The following is a 22182-nucleotide window of genomic DNA, read 5'->3' as shown; positions in this document are numbered from 1 at the left end:
GGTCCGGGGTTCGAGTCCCTGAAGGTCCACCATTTGGGGGTTTAGCTCAGCTGGGAGAGCACCTGCCTTGCACGCAGGGGGTCAAGGGTTCGAATCCCTTAATCTCCACCATAGTAAGCCATGAACGCTAGTTCATGGCTTTTTATTTTTGTTTTTTATTATTTGGATATGTTTTAAAATATATAATTATGTTAAAATCTATATGTAAAAAGCTTTTTTATACAATGATAGGAGATATAAAGTTGGCTATATATAGAATAAAGCAGTTTTTTTGGGCTTTCTTTAGCAAGATAACAGAGGACGATATTAAATTCATAAATGAAAAATTGAATATAGACGAAAGAGAATATTTTTTTAGACTTTCTAAAGGAGAAGTAAAACATTGCATAAGAATTGCTAAGGCTATTGATGAAAATTATTATGAGTTTTATAAGAATACGGATGACAAAAATCATAAAAAAAACATTGTGAAAGTAGCACTTATGCATGATATAGGTAAGATAAATAAAAGACTAAACATAATAGATAAATCTATATTGGTTATTCTAGGTAAAATAACAAGAAATAGAATAAAAAAATACTCCAATATAAAAAAGATAAATGTTTACTACAATCATGCTGCTATGGGTGAACCTATACTAAGAAAATTAAATTATGATGAATATTGGATTGATGTAATAAAAAATCATCATAAGCATAATCAAGTAAAGAATAAAGATATTTTAGTTTTGCAGCATTTTGATAATATGAATTAGGTATATTTTAAAAGGATGTGGATGTTTTTATGAATTCCAGTGAAAGAAGAAAGTACGTTTTAAATAAATTAACACATTCCAATGACCCACAAAAGGGAAGTTCCTTAGCAGAAGAAATTGGAGTTACCAGACAGGTTATAGTTAAGGATATCGCTATTTTAAAGGCTGAAGGAAATACCATAATAGCAACCCCAAACGGATATATAATGCCTGTTCTAAAAAGCAATACAATAACAAGGCTTATTGCAGTAAATCATAAAAAGGAAGATATCGAGAATGAGCTTAATATTATTGTAGAAAATGGAGCGGCTATTATTGATGTTATAGTAGAGCATAGCGTGTATGGTGAAATAAAAGGTATGCTAATGATTAAAAATAAGAATGATGTATATAAATTTATGGAGAGGTTCAATAAATATAATGCTCAGCCAATATCAGAGCTTACTGGTGGAGTACATGTGCACACCATAGAGGCAGAAAATGCAGAAATAATAGAGAGGGTAATAGAAGAGCTCACTAAAAAGGGGTTTATAGCAAGGGATTAATGAAGGATTTGGAGGGGTTTACATGGATTATGATGTTTTGATATTAGGTGGTGGAATCATAGGCTGTGCGGTTGCCTATGAGCTTTCCAAGTACAGTTTAAATGTGGCTCTTATTGAAAAGGATTATGATATAGCAGATGATGTTTCCCTTACTAATACCGCTATAGTATATGATGGTATGGAGAGCAAGGATGATTTAATGGCAAAATTAGAATTTATGGGAAATCTTAAATTTGATGAAATAAGCAATAAATTTAGCATACCATTTCAAAGAAAAGGCTCGTTAATGATTGCCGAGGGGAAAAACGGAGAAATTAAAATTGAGCAAATGTATCAAAAGGCAATAGAAAGAGGAATGGATTATGTAAGACTTTTAAAAGGATATGAAATAAGGGAGATTGAACCCAATATTAGCGAAGATGTAAAGATGGCTTTATACTCACCTAATACAGGGGTGATATGCCCTTATGATCTGGCTATAGCATATGCAGAGGTTGCTTTTGATAACGGTGTTATTTTTAAATTAGAAGAAGAAGTGATAGATATAGAAAAAATATCTAGGGGAGTTAGAGTTACAACAAATAAAAACAAATTTACCTGCAGGATGGTGGTTAATACTACTCCAGTAGATAACTACAGTATTTATACTCAGAAAAGTTCAAGATTTCATCAGTACAAATATTTAAATTACTTTTTGTTAAATAAAGAAAATACAGAATTTTATTCAAATAATATATTTTGCATGATGGAAAATGGGGATGAATTAATATATACTAAATCTCCTCTAGGTAATGGGGTAGGATATGTAAAGACGGATGAGCCTATAGATGTGAAAGAATCAGTAAAAAGAAGTAAATATATATTAAAAGAAAATGAAGAAAAAAAAGTGGACAGTTTTTATATATCTAATTACTACAAGGATAATATTATTATAGATGATAGTTTTATAAGGAATGGATACATAAATATTACTGGAAAAAGCTATGCTGAGATAACTATGACTCCATACATAGCTGCAATGGTTGTAGAGACTATTACAAATAATATTCCTTGTAAAGCTAAGAAAGACTTTAATGATAGAAGGAGACCTTTGTACAGATTTAAGGAGCTTTCTGATGAAGAAATGAATGAAGTAATAAAAATGGACAGTATGTACGGAAAAATGATATGCGTATGCAGCAAAGTTACAGAAGGAGAAATTGTGGATTCCATAAGGAGACCTTTAGGAGCTAGAACTGTTGAGGGTGTAAAACGAAGAACAGGTGCTATAGTAGGAAGGTGTAGGGGAGCGTATTGCATAAATAAAATTATTGAGATATTGGCAAGAGAAACAGGGAAACCTATGATGGATATAGTAATGGACTCTAAGAAATCAAAAATAGTTCTAAATAGAATCAAAGAGTTTGATAGTATGTGAGGAGTGGTATAAATGATTCAATATAGTATTGAACAGAATCATAATAAAGAAATTTTTACTTCTACTGTTAGAATAAAAGGAAGTTCAGGAGTAAAGGTGGTACCAGTAAAAAGCAGCAAGCCAATAGAAAAAAGTCTTTGGTTTGAATGTTCAAAGGCCTTGGGAAGGCTTTATGCAGGAATTCCCATAAGAATGGGAGAGACTGTGTGCAAAAATATACTTAATACAGGTGCGGATATAATATGCACTAAAACTATAGAAAAATTATAACGATAATATGAATATTTTAAAACATAGCCTTCCGAACTGAAGGAAGTTTTAAATCAGGGTAAAAATCAACACTGATTTAAAACAGAACAAAAAAAAATAAAGATTTTATAGATATTAAAAACTTTTTTGTTGACATAATGCTCAACCGTTGTTATAATATTATTTGTCTGATGCAGACGTGGAAAGATGGTCGAGTTGGTTTAAGGCACCGGTCTTGAAAACCGGCGTGCGGGCAACCGCACCTAGGGTTCGAATCCCTATCTTTCCGCCATTTAATTTTATAGTTTTGTATATTAGTAGGACTTGGAGAAATACTCAAGAGGCCGAAGAGGCGCCCCTGCTAAGGGCGTAGGTCGGGTAACCGGCGCGAGGGTTCAAATCCCTCTTTCTCCGCCACAAAGGTTGTTGCAAGTTTTGCAGCAACTTTTTTAGTTCTATAGATAATTTTGTTAAAAATGTTGGGAACAATTTTAGATATGATGAATATATTATTACTATGTTTGCAATAATGCGATTTATAGAAATTTATTATATTCATTGATTGGTGGGACGAATGAGCCCGGTATATTGGGACTGTTGAGCCCGGTAATAAGCACCAAGAGGAATCTTGGTGCTTTATTCCTTTTTGACTAGCCTAAAGAGAAAATATTTTTTTTAATCCATAATGTACAATAAATTTTTTATTAAAATTTGCTGAAGAGTAGTCATCATCTATATAGGACCAGGAGTACCTATATTTTTTTGATGGTACTGATGAAAAAGTACGCCAGCTATTGCCTAATACTCCAAAGTTGTATAAAAAATTTATGCACTCCTTTAAATCGTTAATATTTGGATACTGTTTTACATTTTGATTGAAATATTTTTCTAAAAGTGAAAAATCAAAAGTTTGATGTCCTAAATCTGATATCAGATTTAGAGAATCTTTAGTATAAGAGCAGTCATGATGATTGCTAAGTTCGTTCAATAATTCTGTGTAGAACCATTTAGAATATTTAGCATTACATTTTTTAAAAAGATTAGCTCCGAAAAAAGTACAGTTAGGATATTCGTTGATTATTATATTTAAGTAAGCAATAATATCCCTTGGTCTGCCGAAGCTGTAATCCAGTAAATAATTTATAACTGTTTTTCCATCAATACTATCAGGAAAAAGAAGGCTATAAAGATCATGCTTATTTAAGGAACTATATTCGGGAACAGAATTTTGAATTTTTGTAAGCACTAAATTCATTAATGAATGATTTTCTGGCACCGTAAAGTATTTATCTATCCAATAGAGCTTAACTTCACTATCTGTGGTTAGCTTATTTAAATTACTGGAGTTCATCTGAAGTGCGGACAATATATCTGACCTTATGAGAGTAATAATTTTGCAGCCTTTCGAATTTGATGCACAAAACTCGTGATTTATGTCCTTAGCTGCTTCTAAAAGAGCTATCAAAAGCCTGTTATAAAATTTATTGTCAAGAATGCTGTTGTCTATTTGATCTAGGTCATCATAAATGATTATTACTCTTGTATATTTTAAGCAAGGAATGATAAGCTGCTCAATCTCTTGAAGAATCTGATAATAATCCTTTTTTTGGTAAACTGATGTGATGCTTCGAGAATCCTCCATAGAAGATTTTATATTCAGAAAGTCAGATATTTTGTTGTTTAAGTCATTACTAACCTTTAAACCATTGGAAGTAGTGAAGTTAACCTTTGAATAGTTGCCTGATGGATATCTTATTTTGAATATGCTTTTAATTTTTTTTATATTATTAGAATATTTAATGAAATGTTTAAATTTTTCGTATGAAGATATATTTGAATAGTTTAAAATACTAGATCTATTAGCTATAATAAGTTTGCATATTTCATAAAACATTGTCCATTTGAAGAAAACAGTTAGTTCATAATCTTCAAAATTTCTATAACCCAGCTCCATAAGCCTTTGTAAATTAAAGTCCTGCAATTTTATAATTTTGCAAAGAGCTCCCTTTTGACCTTCTACTTTTTCTATATATTTTGAAAGAATAGTTTTGCCTGTGCCCTTTTTACCTGACAATATAAACTTATGTGGATCATTAACTATCTGGTTATATTTATCTTCATCCTTGTAAAAAATGTTCTCAAAATCTAACCTTTCAGCTTCAAGTTCACCATCAGCATAGCCAATAAAAATATGGTTTAGTTTTACCTTTTCCTTATCATACATAAAATTCACCAACCTAAAAATAAGTATTGGTATATAACAATTATATTAGTAAAGAAAAGCTTTTACAATAAAATAATAAAAACAATCTGTTAATTTTTTCCGAAAACATAATATGATCAGTATTGAAATATATTTACAACGCTTCAATAATGATGTAATATATATGGAATATAATCATTTATTTTGAGGGGTAGTACTATGAATGAATTTAATCTTTATGTCTCTTTTGATTCTTGGTATAGAGAAAAGCCAGATGCGGTTATAAAAGGTAATATGGTAGAAAAAAATGAAAAATATATTGAAATATTGGATTCAGAGGGATATACTCAAATATTTAATTTGGACAAGATCTTCTCTATAACCTATAAAAAAGGAGAGTACCTTTATTGAGATTAGAGCAGGTTAACTTATTAGAGCTATATCACAAATGGCTTAGCAATGCAGGTTATTTTGAGTGCTATGTAAGAACAAGTGTATTTGCTACCGCTAAACATTATAAGGAATTTCAGTTAGATGAAAGTAATATTAGCTCTGAGCTTTATTATAAAGTATGCAGCATTTTGAAGAAATATGATGAAAAAGAAACTATTTTCTTATTAGATTTTCCAGATAGTGAAGCAATAAAGCTAGCTTATTTTATAAATAATAATTTAGCTATAAAGCCTATTTTGACTTTTAACATGCTGCTGCATGATTATGGTTTAGTGGGTTCTAAGGATTTTGTAAATGCATTAGTGGTATGCGGTAATAAATTAAAAGAGATAGATCCAAAAGGATATGCTTTTATTTTAGATTACTATAGATATAGAGAGTTTGAAGAGGAAGCTTACTTAAAGGGTTTTAACAATCAGTATGAGGTATCAGATGAAGTGCTTCCTGAGGCAGGTTTGCTTAAGAACTTAGGATATAAAAAAATTGTTTATGTGAGTGTAGATAAAGAAAAAGAAGATATATTAAATTACTTAAATTATTTAAAAGATAATAAATTCCTTATAGAAAAATATATGTTGGAGATGGGTGTCTGAAAATGGATAGGGATAAAATTAAAAATCTTCTTAAAGCAAATAAAGCTTCTGCTATTGCTTTGGCAGTAGCTTTAGTTGTAGTAAATCCTTTAGGGCTTACTGCCTGCCAAAAACAGCAGCCTCAGGATGACGATGAGGAGCAGCAGCAGAATTATACTGGGGGAAGCGGAGGAGGATGGTATTATAATTCAGGGTCTTCTTCTAAAAGCAGTGATGGTGGAACTTGGTCTAGCGGTCATTCCAGTTCTTCAGGTTATTCTGGAGCCCACGGCGGAAGCTCAGCAGGTTAAAAGATTATGAAAAAGCATAGAGAACTAGTTGAAAAGCTGCTCTTTGAATACTTTATGATAAGTTCAAGAAGAGAAAATGAAATTTTTTCTCCAGTGCCTCACTATATTGAAAAAGAAAAACTTCAAAGTCTTAAGGAATATGGAGAAACTCTGCATGGACTTGTACTTAAAATAATTAAAGGTATAAATGATGAGCATGCCTATTTTAAAAATTATATAGATGAATTTCCTTATAGAGAGAAATTATTTTCTATGAGCCATGAATTAACGCCTATATTTTGGACGAGATATGATGGTTTCATAAAAGAGGATGGAAGGATTTTTTATTCTGAATTTAACTATGATAAGCCCTGTGCCCAAAGAGAGATTCTATATACAGGTAAACAGAAGCTAGAATACAACCCTAATTGTGAATTTGAGGATAAATTTAAAAATTCTTTTTATGATATAGTCAAAGCTTATTTTTCAGAGCACGAGAAAATAAATGTGGGAATACTTATAGATCCTTGCCACTATGAAGAGCATAACCTAGCACATTTGTTTAAGGATATGCTGGATACAGAAAAAATAAGCTGCATAATTGTTGGACCTAAGAATTTATATGTTAAAGAGGAAAAGGTATTAGCTTTTGAATCAAAAATTGATATAATACTCAGGCTTTACCCTACAGAGTTTTTTTATGAAATAAAGGATATTGAGAAGATACTGGATTTATATGATAGAGGAAAAGTAGTAATAGTAAATGACCCTAGAGTGATAATTGGACAGGCTAAGAGTATTTTTGCATACCTTTGGGAGCTGGCTAGAAGTAAGACTTATATGCTTACTGATGAAGAGCTACAGGCGGTTAGAGAGGCTATACCCTATACGGAGATGTTCTCTTACAAAAATAAGCAGGATTTACTTATAAATAAAGATAAATATGTTATTAAAGCTGTATTTGGAAGGTATAGTGAGGAAGTATACATAGGTTTATTTTATAATTCAGAGGAATGGGAGCAGATAATAGAATATGTTAATGGAAGTTCTAAGTTACATATAGTTCAAGAGTTTTGCAGCATAAGAAAGGATATATCCTATAAGTATGTGAGCATTGATGCTACAGCACCCTTTGAATGTTACGGCAATTTTGGCATATACATGATAGAGGGAGAATTTTCAGGCTGCTGCGTAAGGTGGAATGAGGATTACCTTACCAGCGATGATAGCACTTGGATAACGGCTATAGGCACCGTGGATAAGCCTTTTGCAATAAAGACCTGGGTAGAGGCTGATAGAAGAAAAGCTCTGTGGAAAAAGGTATATGAAGAGGCGATGATAAACTACGGCTTTACTGGGGGCTACACTGGCATGTGGGAATATTTCTCTTTGGATACAGTAATAATGCAGAAATATATGGAAGAAAAAATAAAGCATACGGCTAATTCTATAGCAGGAATCTTAAAAAAAACTCAAGCCTTAGTCATTGAAAATAGTGCCATATTTTTACCTATATTAGGTATCGATATGAGCTTAGAAAAGCTTATAAAAAGCGGATACACTGATGTACTTTGTGCTATAGGACGCATGGATTTTGTCATAGATGAAGGCGGAAAACTAAAGCTATTGGAGTTCAATTCAGAAACTCCAGCAGGACTAATTGAAGAAATAGCTTTAGGACCTATCATAAAGAAGAAGCTGAATATAGATTATAAAAATCCATCAGAAAAATTAAAAGATAAAATAAGGAAAAATATAGAGAAAATTATATCAGATTATAGTAAAATAAAAGATATAAAAACTATAGGCTTTTTAACCTCCACCTATTATGAGGATTGGTATACAACTTCTATAGTGAAGGAGGTAGTATCAGATTTACCTTATGATATGGTCATTGGAAGCATAGATGATGCCAGAGTTAAGGATGGACATGTATATATTTATGGTAAAAAACTTGATGCAGTATATAGATACTATCCTCTGGACTGGTTCTGCAGTGAAGAATTTAAAGGCTTTATAGATTCTTTTCAATACGGAACCCTAAGCATAAATCCACCCCATACCATAATAACTCAAAATAAGGCCATATTTGTACTTATATATGAATTATTGAACCAGGGCTTTTTCGATGAAAGGGAAAAATGCATAATTGAAGAGTATATTCCTAAAACCTATTTTACAGCAGATAAGCTTAAAGAATTTGATTATTGCGTAAAGCCTTTACTTGGAAGAGAGGGTGAAGGGGTAAGGTTTAAGCATGAAATTGATAAGGCACCAGAAGAGGGCTATATATATCAGGAAAAAATAAATGTGGCACATATAAGTTCTAATTACTATAATGCCTTAGGCTGTGAAAGAGAAATAGGGTATCCCATATTTGGTGCCTTTATTGTGGGAGATGAATATGCAGGAATATATACGAGAGTAGGGACCCAGGTTACGGATAGGTTCGCTCACTATTTCCCCATATATGTGAAATAAATTGGTTGAGCCTTATACAGGATTTATAATAAATGTAGTTTAAGTAAGAGTTATAAAGTAACACTTATTTAAAATAGAGTCAAAATTTATTTTTAAGGAGAGGAATTACATATGGATTTATTAAAAAATTTAGGAGTAAGCGCTTTATTTGGATTTCTTGGTATAGTTATATTAATAGTGGGTTATAAATTGTTTGACTGGGTTATTCCGCTAGACTTCAACAAGGAGCTTGAAAAAAATAATTTGTCAGTAGCAATAGTTATTGCAGCAATGTTACTTGGAATAGCTTTGATAGTAAGTCATGTGGTAGCATAAACATAATTGGAAATATTAAAAGCGGCGTAATGCCGCTTTTTACTTATATAATAATAGGATACTTGTTTCTTTCTTCGGTAAAGCGGCATTGAAATATCATATAGCCAAAAACATTTAAGAGCCATACCAGAGCAATCCAGCCTTTCGGATAACCTGCATAGGACATATTATAGCTTGCTCCAATTCCAAAGGATATCCAGTAAATCAATAAAAAAGTAATAGCCACCATGAAGTATTCATAGCTAAAAACCTTATATCTGAAAAGAGCATCCACGGTGGTATCTGAATTAGATACGGTGTAGTAATCATGATGAGTACGATAAGTGAAGAAAAAATTTGATTTTTTTTCTGTAAAATAGTATTTATTTATGTTTTGCTGCTTTGAAGAATAAGTATATGAGAAATCAGTACCAATATCGTTTATATGAAAAGTGTCATAGCTATATAAGGCTCCTGCTTCTACATACCACCTATTGTCAACAAATTTCTTAAGAGAGTTTTCCATGTTGCTGGTTATTAATTCGTTATTTGTTCCTATATTATCTTTTATTATAGGATAAGATTTTGAAAAAAAGGTAGAGCCTATAGTAATAAAATTATGGAAACAACCAGCTACAAGCATTAGAATAGCTATTATAGAGGTAATGAGAGCTATTTTAAAGTATTTTTTTTCTGGATGCTTACCCTTCTTTTTTAAATCTTTAATTTGGTTTTTAAGAAATTTATCTTTATCACATTCTTCTATGGTAGCTTTAAGTGCATCATCTATGCTGAGACCTTCTTGAAGCATTTCTTCTATCATAACTGCTAGACTTAATTTAAGATTTTCCTTAAAAGCATAAACGTCTTTTCTATATTCATTTAGATCTTTAGTTACATTGTCCGCATATTTAGAAACACTTAGAAATGCGTTTTGATCAAAATAGAAGTTATCCATAAGCAAGCTTCCTTCCTAAAAAATTATAGTTAAATTATAACATCCCAGTTATTTTACTACAACAACCATAATAGCCAAGGAATATAAAATCATAATTTTTTAATCTTTAGAAAACAATATGTAAAATTGAAATGGGGAGGAATAGATGTGAATGAAGAGAATTTTATTATTAACCGTAATTGTAATTTTTAATTTATCCATATTTACCAGTTTTTCGTATATCAAAGAGGAAGAAGCTTATGGCATCATGACAATAGTTTTAAATGAGGGAAGAGTTACTCATTATTATAAATATAATTTGATTAATAAAAAATATAAGGAAATTTATAAAAAAGCTGATAATGATTATTCATGTGGAAAGATAACAAAGGACTGTAAAACTCTTTATTTTACTCACAAAGGAGATGATAAACAGAATGAATTGTATAAATTTGATATAGCGAGTTCAAGGATATCTAAAGTCACTAAGGATTTAAAAGTAGATATATTTGATATAGGGAGAGATAAAATATTTTTAAGATGCAGAGAGAAGAAACATAAAAACAACAATTTGGCTATTTTAAAGTTGCCCTCAAATAGCATAAAGATATGCAATGAAGAGGAGTTGGATTCAGATATATACCACCTTCAATACAATAGTTTTAATCACAAGCTATATACCATAGAGAGATCAAAAAAGGAATTGCTTGAAGCTAACCTATCAAAGCTTCCAACTCATAAAATAGTCCAGTACAATGAAGAAGGTGAAAAGGAAAAAGAATTATTTGAAATTAAGGGTTTTATAAAAAGAAGCTCAGTTTCTAAAGACGGAAGTAGAGCCTTAGTTTCAGTTTCTTTTGGTCCCTTTGATTATAAAATTTATTTAATAGATTTTGAAAAAAGGCAGCAGTCAGTAGTTTTAGAATCAACAAATTCATTGAAAATATCAAAGGCTTTATTCTCTCCAAAGGAAAAGGGCTTTTACTTTTTGGGAAGTAATAAAGAATTTAAGATAATTGATGAGAATGCACAGCAGATAGTTAGAAGCAATGCTGTATTTTACTACGATTTTTCAACTAAAAAAATTAGTGAAGCTTTTTATGAAGCTTCGGGGTTTATAAATGAATTTACTATAGCTTATTAATTTAGTAGGCTATTTTTTTAGGCTCTTGTTTATATACACAATTTGTTAGGCTATAATTATAAGCAGGATATTAATTAATAGGTGGTGACATTATGAGCCTTAGATTTATATACGGCAGAGGGGGATGCGGTAAGAGCCATTTCTGTCTTGAAGATATAAAAGGTCATATAGATAAAAAAGATAAAGAAAAACTAGTAATGCTTGTACCAGAGCAGTATTCCTTCCAAGCTGAAAGAAATCTTCTAAGAACTGTAGGGGCCGCCGGAATCATAGAAGCTGAGGTTCTGAGCTTTAAGAGAATGTGTCACAGAGTCTTTAATGAGGTGGGAGGAGTAACCCTAAAAAGGATAGATGAAGCAGGAAAGAACATGCTTCTATATAACATCATAGATGAGATAAAGGATGAGCTTAAGATATTTAACAAGGCCAGCAGGCAGCAGGGTTTTATAGACGTAGTTGCAGAAACCATAAAGGAATTTAAAAGATACAAAATTTCCCCGGAAATGCTGGGAGACACTATGAGCGACTTGCAGGATGATGAATTAAAATATAAACTCACCGATTTAAAATACATATATGAGGTATTTGATAATGCACTGCATAAGGATTATATGGATGGAGAGGATGAGCTGAATTTATTGTCAGAAAAAATAGATAGCTGCCATATTTTTGATGGGGCTGAAATTTGGATAGATGAATTTTCTACCTTTACTCCTCAGCAGTATGCGGTTATAGAAAAACTGATGAAAAAATGCAGAAGAGTTAATGTGGCTTTATGCTGCGATAGATTAGAAGGAACCTATGATAATACAGATGTATTTTCTGTAGTTAAGAATACGGAAAAGAAGCTTTTAAGGCTGGCAGCAGATAATAATATCTCCTATGATAATCCGGTGGACTTAAATAAGGAATGTGCTCCTAGGTATAAAATCAGCAGCGAGCTTCAGCATCTTGAAGCACATTTCTTTTCCTTTCCATTTAAATACTATAAAGCTGAAACTGAAAAGCTGAGATTATATAAAGCTCAGAACAGCTATGAGGAAATAGAGCAGGCAGCCAAGGATATCGTAAAAATGGTTAGAGACAATAATTATAGGTACAGAGATATAGCAGTGGTTTGCAGAGATTTAAACAGCTATGAAAGAATAATAGCTGCCATATTTAATCAATACCGTATACCTTATTTCATGGATATGAAGAGGCAGGTTACCTCCAATCCTTTAGTCATAATGATAAGCTCCATATTTGAAATATTTACTCGAAGTTGGTCTTATGAAGCTGTATTTAGATATTTAAAAACAGGACTCACAGACATAGCTAGAGAGGACATAGATTTGATAGAAAATTATGTGCTGGCTAACGGCATAAAAGGTAAGAGATGGACGGAAGAAGAGAGATGGAACTATAAGTTAAACTATGGGGAAGATAACGATGAAGTAGGTATCTATGAAAGTGAAATTCTAGAGAGGATAAATAATACAAAGGAGAAGATAGTGGAGCCTATAAGCAGGCTGCAAAGCAATATAAAGGGTGATGGAACCATAAGGAATATGTGCATAGCTCTATATGATTTTATGCTAGAAATAGGTGCCCTAGAAAAGATTGAAAGCTGGTCAGATGAATTCAGAGAAAGAGGAGAAGTGGAGCTTTCAAGAGAATATGAGCAAATCACTGATATAGTTATGGGAATCTTTAATCAGATAGTAGAGGTTATGGGAGAGGAAAAGGTAAGCCTGGATAAGTTTATGAAGATGATATCTGTGGGCTTTGAAAAGCATGAAATGGGACTTATACCCGTATCCTTGGATGAGGTCATGATAGGTGACATAGCAAGAATAAGAAGCCAGGATGTAAAGGCTCTTTACATAATTGGAGTTAATGATGGAGTATTTCCTAGAGCTTCCAGAGAAGAGGGAATACTATCGGATAAGGATAGGAATATATTGAAGGAAAAAGGTGTGGAGCTGGCGGCAGATACTAAGACTCAGTCCTTTGAAGAGCAGTATTTAGTATATACTACACTTACTACAGCTTCAGAGTTTATGATGCTTTCCTATCCTATATCTGATTTTGAAGGAAAAACCTTGAGACCTTCCATAGTAGTTTCAAAGCTTAAGAAGCTTTTTCCCAGGCTTCAGGAAGATAGTGAGCTTTTAGCCATAAGCAAAGATAAGCTGGACCACATATCTGTTCCAGAGCCTACTTTCAACAGACTTATAGCTGCGGTTAGAAAGCAGCAGGATGGAGAAGAGGTGCAGGAGGAAATATGGGGAGCTGCCTACAACTGGTTCGACAGCCAAAAGGAATGGAAGATGAAAGCTTCTAGAATCTTTGAAGGACTTAAATACAGCAATGTGCCAGAGAAGGTAAGCAGCGATAAAATAAGAAAACTATATGGAGCCCCTCTATATTTAAGTGTTTCAAGGCTTGAGCAATATGCACAGTGCCCCTTTGCCTATTATCTAAAATATGGATTAGAGGCGAAAGATAGGAAGGTGTATGAATTCTCATCTCCTGACTTTGGCAGCTTTATACATAATATATTGGATAAGTTTACGGACACAGTTAAGCTGGAAGGCATGGAGTGGAAGGATATTGATAAAGCTTGGTGCGAAAATACGGTGGAGCTTTTGGTGGATAATGAACTTAATATGAAGAACAATTTTATATTAAACAGTTCTGCCAGATATAAGAATGTGACTCACAAGCTTAAGAGGATACTCACAAGGTCTGTTAATGTTATGGTAGAGCACATAAAGAGAAGCAGCTTTGAGCCTTTAGCCAATGAATTGATATTTGGAAAGGGTGGGGATCTTCCTCCTATAAAGCTTAAGCTTCCAAGTGGAGATGATGTACTTTTAAGAGGAAGAATAGACAGGGTAGATTCCATGGATATGGATGGAGAAGTGTATTTCAGAGTTGTGGATTACAAATCTGGAGCTAAGAAATTCTCTCTTTCCCAGGTTTACTATGGTCTTCAGCTTCAGCTTTTAGTATATTTAGATGCTCTTATAACTAACTCTAATAAATATGTAGAAAAACAGTCGCTTCCAGGAGCTGTTTTATACTTTAAGGTAGATGATCCAATGATTATGGGATCACCTGACATGACGGATGAAGACATAGAGAAAGAGATTCTTAAAAAGCTTAAAATGAGCGGCCTTTTGCTTAAAGATGCTAAGGTAGTAAAAAATATGGATAATAAAATGAGTGGCTTTTCCTTAATAATACCTGCCAGAATGAACGCAGGAGATACCTTGGGAAGCACTCCATCCACCATAACCATGGAGCAGTTTGACATCTTAAGAAAATATGTAAGGGATACTTTGGCTAGTCTCTGTGAGGATATAATAAGCGGAAATATAGATATAAAGCCTACCAAGGAAAAGAATTTTACTGCTTGCGCTTATTGCTCTTTCGCGGCTATATGTCAGTTTGATCCTTCTATGAATAATAACAAATACAGATATGTTAACAAGAAAAGCGATAAGGAATTGTGGCAGCTTATGACAAGGGAAGCGGAAGGGGAGGAGGAAGAAAATCATGGGGAATAAATGGACTCCTGAGCAGCAAAAGGCTATTGATACAAGGGGAGGAAATCTTCTGGTGGCAGCAGCTGCAGGTTCTGGAAAGACAGCGGTATTAGTAGAAAGAATAATAAAAATAATAACCTCTGAGGAGAATCCTGTGGACATAGATAGGCTTTTAGTAGTTACCTTCACTAATGCTGCAGCGGCAGAAATGAGGGAGAGGATAGGTGATGCTATTTCAAGAGAGCTGGATGTGCATCCAAATTCTAAGGTTTTGCAGAGGCAGCTTACTCTTTTAAACAGGTCTAATATAACCACAATGCATTCTTTTTGCCTAGATGTTATAAAAAACAATTTTCATCATATAGATTTAGATCCTAATTTTAGAATAAGTGATGATACAGAGGCGGTTTTATTAAAGCAAGAAGTGCTTCAGGATCTTATGGAGGATAAGTATGAAGATGGAGAGGAAAGTTTCCTAAGGCTTGTGGAATGTTTTGGAGGCTCAAAGGATGATGCTCCATTAACTGAACTCATAAACAGCTTATACAGCTTCTCTATGAGCGGTCCTTGGCCTCATAGATGGCTTAAGGAAAAAGCGGAGGAGTTTAAGGAGGCTGAAAGCTTGGATATAACCTCTACTCCTTGGGGAAAGCTTCTTCTTGAAAGCATTAAAATAGATGTTTTCAGCAGCGGAGAAAATATTGCTGAGGGCATAAAGCTGGCAGAGGATTCACCAGGGCTTGAGCCATATTTAGAAACCTTAAGAGGAGATATGATAATAATAGAAAATCTTATAGCTTCTTTGGGGGGAGGCTTTGAAGCTGCTTATGAAGCCTTTAGAAATTCTGATTTTGCTACTATTAAAAGAGCAAAAAAGGATGCGGATAAGGATGTACAGGAGCAGGTTAAAAAGCTTAGAGATGAGGCAAAGGATAAAATTAAGAGCATAAGAGGAGAAATATTCAATGTATCTCCAGAGAGGGCTCTTGAGGCTATAAGCTTCATGTATCCTGTAATGAAGGCACTTTCGGATATAGTAATAGAATTTGATGAGAGATATTCTTCAAAGAAAAGGGACAGAGGAATCTTGGATTTTAATGATTTGGAGCATTTCTGCCTATCCATATTAAGTGAAGAGGTAGAGGAACAAATAAAGCCTTCCTCCGTAGCTCTGGTTCTTAGAGATAAATTTGAGGAAGTTCTGGTGGATGAATATCAGGACAGCAATAATGTGCAGGAAACTATAATAAACATGGTTTCAAGAAAATTTGAAGCTAATCCTAATGTATTCATGGTTGGAGATGTTAAGCAGAGCATATATAGATTCAGGCAGGCAAAGCCGGAGCTTTTCCTAGATAAATATAATAATTATAAGGAAGAAGGTACTAATCAAAAGATACTTCTGTTTAAAAATTTCAGAAGCAGATTAGAGGTAATAAACGGTGTAAACTATGTGTTTAAGCAGCTTATGTCTGAAACAGTAGGAGAGCTTGACTACACTGATAGAGAAGCCTTGAATCAAGGAGCCGTTTTTGAAGAGCCAGAGGAAGGCTCTGTAGTAGGCGGGGCTTTAGAGCTTCACATACTGGATAGAAGCGGCAGTGAAGAAGAGGAAAAGGAAGAAGAGGATACGGAGGAAATTATTCCTGAGCTGGATATGCCTATGGATGAACAGGAGCTGGATAATGTTCAGCTAGAGGCAAGGCTGGTGGCAAAAAGGATTAAGGAGCTTATGAATTCTGATGAGGAGGGCAGAGTCTTTCAGGTATATGACAAGGAAATAAAGCAGTATAGAAAAGTAATGTATAAGGATATAGTTATACTTATGAGAGCTACCTCTAATTGGGCCCCAGTATTCACTGAGGAGCTTAATATTGAAGGTATACCAGTATATGCTGATTCTAACTCAGGGTATTTTCAGACGGTGGAGATACGTACCATGATGTCTCTGCTTCAGATAATAGATAACCCTTATCAGGATGTGCCAATGCTGGCAGTGCTTAGGTCTCCAATTTTTGGCTTCACTCCTGAGGAGCTTATAGATGTAAGACTCATAGCAAAGGGAAGGTATATATATGAAAATATAAGGGCTTTAGTTGAAGAAGAGCCTGAGATATCTGTAAGCCTTCTAGATAGAATTAAAATTCATAAAGAAAATCTTAAAGAAAAAAGCATTTATTTTATAGAATGCATAAATAGGTGGAGAGATAAGCATATACATATGCCGCTGGATGAATTCATATGGTATATTTACACAGATACTTCCTATTATGGCTATGTTGGAGCTATGGCTAACGGCCTTCAGAGGCAGGCTAATTTAAAAATACTTTTCCAGAGAGCTAAACAATATGAAGCTACAAGCTTTAGAGGACTCTTCAATTTTATTAATTTCATAAATAGGCTTAGAAGCAGCAGCGGAGATTTTGGAAGCGCTAAGATTCTTGGTGAGAATGAGGATGTAGTTAGAATAATGAGCATTCATAAGAGCAAAGGCCTTGAATTTCCCGTGGTGATACTGGCTGGTACTGGAAAACAGTTTAACCTTATGGATTTAAACAGAAGGATATTATTTCATGAGGAGCTAGGTTATGGTCCTGATTACGTGGATTATGAGAAGAGGCTTACTTTTCCAACCATTAAAAAGATAGCCATGAAGAAAAAATTTAAGCTGGAGAATCTTTCAGAGGAAATGAGAATTCTTTATGTTGCCTTCACAAGAGCTAAAGAAAAGCTGATAATCACTGGTTCTGTTGGTAACATAGAAGCTTCTGTTAAAAGATGGTGCAGCCTTGCAAGCTCAGACTCTTTAAAGGTTCCGGATTACCAAGTGCTTAAGGGAAAGAGCTTTTTGGATTGGATTGCCACCGCTGTAGTAAGGCATAGGGATGGAGAAGCCATAAGAAAGGCTGCTGAAAAATATGTAGCTGCAGTAGAGGATGCATCTTGCTGGGAGGTAAAGCTATGGAGCAAAAAAGATGTGCTTGTGGATAAAAAAAATGAAGCTGTGGAGGAAAGTCTGGAGGCTGGGGATAATTTATTCGAAGAAAGCTTAGAAAGCAGATATGAAAAAGAGATAGAAAGAAGATTAAGCTTCAAATATAAATATATAGATGCTTCAAAGATATCCGCAAACGTCAGTGTATCTGAGCTTAAAAGAGCTGCTATGGAAGATTTGGAGGATGGCATGGTGGTAAGCTTATATAAAACTCAGGAAGTTAAAAAGCCGGATTTTCTGAAAGAGGAAAAAGGACTTTCTCCATCAGAAAGAGGAACTATAACACATTTTGTAATGCAGCATGTAGATTTAAGTAAAATACAAAGCTCTGAAGAGATTCACCAGCAAATAAGGCTTATGGTGGAAAAAGCCTTTATAACAGAGAAAGAAGCTTCTGCAGTGAACCCATATAAAATCTATAAGTTTTTCAAAAGCGATTTAGGAATAAGAATGCTTAAAGCCTATGAGGATGGCAGAACCTTAAGAAGAGAAGTGCCTTTCTATGTTGAAATTCCTGCTACTACAGTAAATGAGAGCCTTCCAAAAGAGATTTATGATAAGGAAATGGTAAGACTTCAGGGAGTAATAGATTGCTATTTTGAAGAAGAGGATGGCATAGTACTTCTGGACTATAAGACAGATTACGTGGGGGAAGATGGAACGGAACCTATAAAGGAGAGATATACAGTCCAGATAAAATATTATAGTGAGACCTTAGAAAAAATTACAGGAAAAAAGATTAAGGATAAATATCTTTATCTTTTTTATAATGATCAAGCTATAGATATGGAAGAATAAAATTAAATATATTTAAATAAAAAATGTGAATACATAGGAAAACACTCAAATTTTGAGTGTTTTTTTGTTATTAAAACAAATTTATTAGAATTTTGTTAGAAATTGTTGATAAAATGCTATAGAATAATAAGAAATATGGCATAATAATCAATGCTTATTAATTATTATCATTGGCAAAAAGAGGTGAATTTATGAAATTCAAGAAAATAAGAAATTATTTATTGATGGCAGCTACTGTTATAGCAAATATTATTTATTTAATATGGAGAATTTTTTTCACCATTCCTACAAAATCAGGAATCATATCTATTGTTGCTGCAATTACTCTTTTGGCCGTGGAAATTATAGGCATGTTTGAAGCTGCGGTTCACTATTACAACATGTATGACATACAACATCCGAAGCTTCCCATGATTGATGATAAAAATTTATTCCCAGATATAGATGTTTTTATTACTACTTATAATGAATCTAAGGAACTGCTTTTTAAAACCATAAATGGGTGCAAAAATATGGAGTATCCTGATAAGAAAAAGGTTCATATATATTTGTGCGATGACGGTAACAGAGAAGAAATGAAAAAGCTGGCAGAGGAAATGAACATAAATTATATAACTCGTCAAGAGAGAGCAGGCGCAAAGGCAGGAAACCTCAATAATGCACTTGCTAATTCAAGCTCTTCATTAATTGCAAATTTTGATGCAGATATGATTCCTATGCATGATTTTTTAATGTCTACCGTTCCATATTTCATAGGCAGTGAAAAAGTTGGATTTGTTCAGACTCCTCAAAGCTTTTATAATACGGATTTATTTCAGTACTATCTTTTTTCTGAGGAGAGGATTCCAAACGAGCAGGATTATTTTTATAGAGATGTTCAAATCTCTAAAAACAAAAATAACTCAATTATATATGGCGGCACCAATACTGTTATAGCAAGAAAAGCTCTTGAGGATGCAGGTGGATATTATACAAAGGCTATCACAGAGGATTTTGCTACAGGATTAATAATCCAAAGTAAAGGCTATAAATGTTTTGCAATAGGAGAGGTTCACGCATCAGGAATGGCGCCTTCTGATCTGATGAGCCTTATAAAACAGCGTCAGAGGTGGGCAAGAGGCTGCATACAGACAGGAAGAAGATTAAATATACTTTTTAGGAAAGGTTTAAGCTTCAGCCAAAAGCTTAGCTATATGTCAGCTATTTCTTACTGGTATTCAGGAATTAAAAGATTTGTGTATATTATGGCACCTATTTTATTTGCAGTGTTTGGAATTGTAGTTGTTAATTGTGATTTACCTCAGGTTCTTATGTTCTGGCTTCCTATGTATTATTTGAGCAATATGGAGCTTAAAAAGCTGTCTAATAATATAAGGACTACCAAATGGACTAACATATATGAAACTATTTTATTTCCATTTCTTATAGTACCTATAATACTAGAGACCTTCGGAATATCTCAAAATAATTTTTTGGTTACGAGAAAGGATAATGGGCAAATAGATGACACCAAATATAGGCTGATAAAAGCTATACCACATATGCTTTTTGGAGTTTTGTCAGTGATAGGAATTGCAAATTGTGTGAGAATGATTTTTGATACTAATTCTGCTACTTATAGTGTTGTTTTATTCTGGCTGGTAGCCAATTTTTATAATATTTTGATGTCTATATTCTTTATGCTGGGAAGAAAATCCTTTAGAAAAACAGAAAGAGTTTTAGCTCAGGTTCCTTGCAGTATTTTTTATGCTAATGAAGAAGTAAAATGTGAAACCATAGATGTATCAGAAGGCGGTTTAGCCGTTAAGCTTAATTTTCCAAAGTATATGCCTTATGATGAAACAGTGAAAATTAGAGTAAATACGGAAAGATATTCCTCTGTATTTGAAGCAAAAATTGTGCATGTAGCAAGGCTTAGTAAACAGTGGAAATACGCTTTTCAGATAACAGAGATTGATAAGGAGAATTTTAAGCAGCTATTAAATATAACCTATGACAGAGTTCCATCACTACCTTACAATTTAGACGAAAATAGCAGCATATTTGATGATATAAGGGTAAATCTTCTAACTAGAAATAAAAAGCTTATGCTTTTTAAGAGAAAATTACCACGCATAGACTTGGATAAGGAATTAAGCTCAGAGGAAAGTGGAGAGGTTGTATTAAAGTCTTTCAATTATGAATACATGGCGCTAGATTCTATAGACGGAAGTAAACTAAAAGAAACTATAACTCTGAATATAAATAATGACAGGCAAATAATTGGCAGCTTAGAAAAGGTGCAGAATTCACAGTTATATTTATATAAGATTAATAATTATAAAGAAATAGCTAAGGACAAAAGTGTAAAAAATACATTAAATGAATGGATTGACCAGTACAATGAGAAACTATTGAAGAAGTCTAAAGCTAAAAAGGAGGAAGCCTTAGATGAAATCAATGAAATGGACTTTTTATAAAAGAGTAATGATATTCTGCGTAACATTCTTGTTTTTTGGTAATACTTTTATAACTTTTGCTTTTGAAAGCCAGGATAATATGAGTTTAAAAGCTGAAAATATGTATGTTGATAGTAATGGTGCACAACTAAAATATACTGTAAATAATAATTCTATAGATCTGAAGGTTGATTCAGAGAATTTAAATAAGGGTTATTACACAGCAAATTTATATAGTAAGGGAAGCTACAACTGGGGTAATTTTGGTATGGCTGCCTTTAATATTAAAAATAACTCTGATGGAGATTTAAAATTTAACTTTTTAGTAGTTAAAAAAGATGGTACCTATTTGTCGGTGACTTCGGATAAGACTGTTTTAATAAAAAAAGAAAATGAAGAATTAATTGAAAAAACAGCACCTAGCTATGGAACTATAAATATAGCTAAGGGCTTTCAAGGAATGATTTATGTGCCTCTAGATAGCTTAAAAAGCAAAATCGGGGATGATAAGCCGTATTCTTTTTCGGATATAGCCGCTTGGGGAATTGGTATAACCACAGAGGAAAATAAAGAAAAGCAGGTTGTTTTAAGGGATTTTTCTCTTATTTCTAAAAATGATCCTCTTGTTGGCTACGGAAATTTAAATTTTTATATACAGGGAGAAGACAGAGTTCAGATACCAGTTCAAGGGGAGTCAATAGCCCTATATAAATCTTCACTAAATAATGAACAGGTTAATTATAGGCTAGAGGATAATGCTTCAGGAGTTTATATCAGTAAGGATGGAAAACTCACATTAACCACTAATGCTAAAGAAGGAAAGATAAAAATAGAGGCTGTTTACGGAAATTTAGCAGTAGAAAAAGAAATACAGCTATTTAAATCCTGGACTCTTAGTGCCAAGGAGGTAGATGGTACAAGTAAGAGCATTCCAGCTCCGGGTGAGGTAAAAAATCTTTTAAGCGGAATATACCCATTAATTATGTCAGCTGCTTTTATAAATTCAATTAGAATAGGAGCCTTGGTGTTAGCTGTTATATTTTTATATTTGTATATAATTTGGAAAAGAGTTAAATAA

Annotated in this window: 16 protein-coding genes and 3 tRNA genes; 17 read left to right on the top strand and 2 right to left on the bottom strand. The window is 33.2% G+C overall.

Going from position 1 to position 22182, the window contains the following annotated elements; translation table 11 throughout:
- Positions 1 to 35 precede the first annotated feature (35 nt).
- The 7 genes from IAI10_RS19790 to IAI10_RS19760 all read left to right on the top strand — a co-directional run bounded on the left by IAI10_RS19790 (position 36) and on the right by IAI10_RS19760 (position 3383).
- Positions 36 to 111: transfer RNA gene (locus tag IAI10_RS19790), tRNA-Ala, on the top strand.
- 131 nt (positions 112 to 242) lie between these two features.
- Positions 243 to 755, top strand: a complete 513-nt coding sequence (locus IAI10_RS19785; RefSeq protein ID WP_315675036.1) for an HDIG domain-containing metalloprotein — start codon at positions 243 to 245, stop codon at positions 753 to 755.
- A 29-nt stretch (positions 756 to 784) separates the two neighbouring features.
- The gene (locus tag IAI10_RS19780) at positions 785 to 1300 is read left to right on the top strand and encodes a transcription repressor NadR (protein WP_315675035.1); all 516 of its coding nucleotides are present in this window, start codon (positions 785 to 787) and stop codon (positions 1298 to 1300) included.
- Between the two features lie 22 nt (positions 1301 to 1322).
- Positions 1323 to 2717, top strand: coding sequence for an FAD-dependent oxidoreductase (locus tag IAI10_RS19775; protein ID WP_315675034.1), 1395 nt, complete (start codon positions 1323 to 1325; stop codon positions 2715 to 2717).
- Between the two features lie 12 nt (positions 2718 to 2729).
- Positions 2730 to 2987, top strand: coding sequence for a DUF1667 domain-containing protein (locus IAI10_RS19770; protein WP_315675033.1), 258 nt, complete (start codon positions 2730 to 2732; stop codon positions 2985 to 2987).
- Positions 2988 to 3167: 180 nt separating this feature from the next.
- Positions 3168 to 3258, top strand: a tRNA-Ser gene (locus IAI10_RS19765).
- A gap of 34 nt (positions 3259 to 3292) precedes the next feature.
- Positions 3293 to 3383 (top strand) — tRNA-Ser (locus tag IAI10_RS19760).
- 238 nt (positions 3384 to 3621) lie between these two features.
- On the opposite strand, the gene IAI10_RS19755 is transcribed toward IAI10_RS19760, so the two are convergent.
- Positions 3622 to 5190 carry a P-loop ATPase, Sll1717 family gene (locus IAI10_RS19755; protein WP_315675032.1) on the bottom strand — a complete coding sequence of 523 codons (1569 nt, stop codon included), beginning with the start codon at positions 5188 to 5190 and terminating at the stop codon, positions 3622 to 3624.
- A 198-nt stretch (positions 5191 to 5388) separates the two neighbouring features.
- Here IAI10_RS19755 and IAI10_RS19750 point away from each other — a divergent pair, with 198 nt between their 5' ends.
- The 5 genes from IAI10_RS19750 (at position 5389) to IAI10_RS19730 (ending at position 9280) form a co-directional block, all read left to right on the top strand.
- Positions 5389 to 5580 (top strand): hypothetical protein, encoded by a 192-nt coding sequence (locus IAI10_RS19750; protein ID WP_315675031.1) that lies wholly within the window; start codon positions 5389 to 5391, stop codon positions 5578 to 5580.
- Complete coding sequence (locus IAI10_RS19745; protein WP_315675030.1) at positions 5577 to 6215, top strand: hypothetical protein; 639 nt, start codon at positions 5577 to 5579, stop codon at positions 6213 to 6215. Before IAI10_RS19750 ends, IAI10_RS19745 begins: the two co-directional genes overlap by 4 nt.
- A gap of 2 nt (positions 6216 to 6217) precedes the next feature.
- Complete coding sequence (locus IAI10_RS19740) at positions 6218 to 6505, top strand: hypothetical protein (RefSeq protein WP_315675029.1); 288 nt, start codon at positions 6218 to 6220, stop codon at positions 6503 to 6505.
- Positions 6506 to 6511: 6 nt separating this feature from the next.
- The gene (locus tag IAI10_RS19735) at positions 6512 to 8965 is read left to right on the top strand and encodes a glutathionylspermidine synthase family protein (protein WP_315675028.1); all 2454 of its coding nucleotides are present in this window, start codon (positions 6512 to 6514) and stop codon (positions 8963 to 8965) included.
- A gap of 111 nt (positions 8966 to 9076) precedes the next feature.
- Positions 9077 to 9280, top strand: coding sequence for a DUF350 domain-containing protein (locus IAI10_RS19730; RefSeq protein ID WP_315675027.1), 204 nt, complete (start codon positions 9077 to 9079; stop codon positions 9278 to 9280).
- 43 nt (positions 9281 to 9323) lie between these two features.
- Here IAI10_RS19730 and IAI10_RS19725 read toward each other — a convergent pair whose 3' ends face one another.
- Positions 9324 to 10217: a hypothetical protein gene (locus tag IAI10_RS19725; protein WP_315675026.1), complete on the bottom strand. Its 894-nt coding sequence runs from the start codon at positions 10215 to 10217 to the stop codon at positions 9324 to 9326.
- Between the two features lie 151 nt (positions 10218 to 10368).
- Between IAI10_RS19725 and IAI10_RS19720 the strand changes: the two genes are divergently transcribed.
- The 5 genes from IAI10_RS19720 (at position 10369) to IAI10_RS19700 (ending at position 22182) form a co-directional block, all read left to right on the top strand.
- A complete protein-coding gene (locus IAI10_RS19720; protein ID WP_315675025.1) occupies positions 10369 to 11340 on the top strand; it encodes a hypothetical protein in 972 nt (323 codons plus the stop codon).
- A 92-nt stretch (positions 11341 to 11432) separates the two neighbouring features.
- Positions 11433 to 14894: a helicase-exonuclease AddAB subunit AddB gene (gene addB / locus IAI10_RS19715; protein ID WP_315675024.1), complete on the top strand. Its 3462-nt coding sequence runs from the start codon at positions 11433 to 11435 to the stop codon at positions 14892 to 14894.
- Positions 14884 to 18666 (top strand): helicase-exonuclease AddAB subunit AddA, encoded by a 3783-nt coding sequence (addA, locus tag IAI10_RS19710; RefSeq protein ID WP_315675023.1) that lies wholly within the window; start codon positions 14884 to 14886, stop codon positions 18664 to 18666. Before addB ends, addA begins: the two co-directional genes overlap by 11 nt.
- Before the next feature lie 191 nt (positions 18667 to 18857).
- Positions 18858 to 21125: a glycosyltransferase gene (locus IAI10_RS19705; RefSeq protein ID WP_315675022.1), complete on the top strand. Its 2268-nt coding sequence runs from the start codon at positions 18858 to 18860 to the stop codon at positions 21123 to 21125.
- Positions 21097 to 22182 (top strand): hypothetical protein, encoded by a 1086-nt coding sequence (locus IAI10_RS19700; RefSeq protein WP_315675021.1) that lies wholly within the window; start codon positions 21097 to 21099, stop codon positions 22180 to 22182. The genes IAI10_RS19705 and IAI10_RS19700 overlap by 29 nt, the downstream gene beginning before the upstream one ends.

Source organism: Clostridium sp. 19966, from assembly GCF_032335695.1.
Lineage (GTDB): Bacteria > Bacillota > Clostridia > Clostridiales > Clostridiaceae > JACTOJ01.
This window is presented reverse-complemented; position numbering and strand designations above follow the sequence as displayed.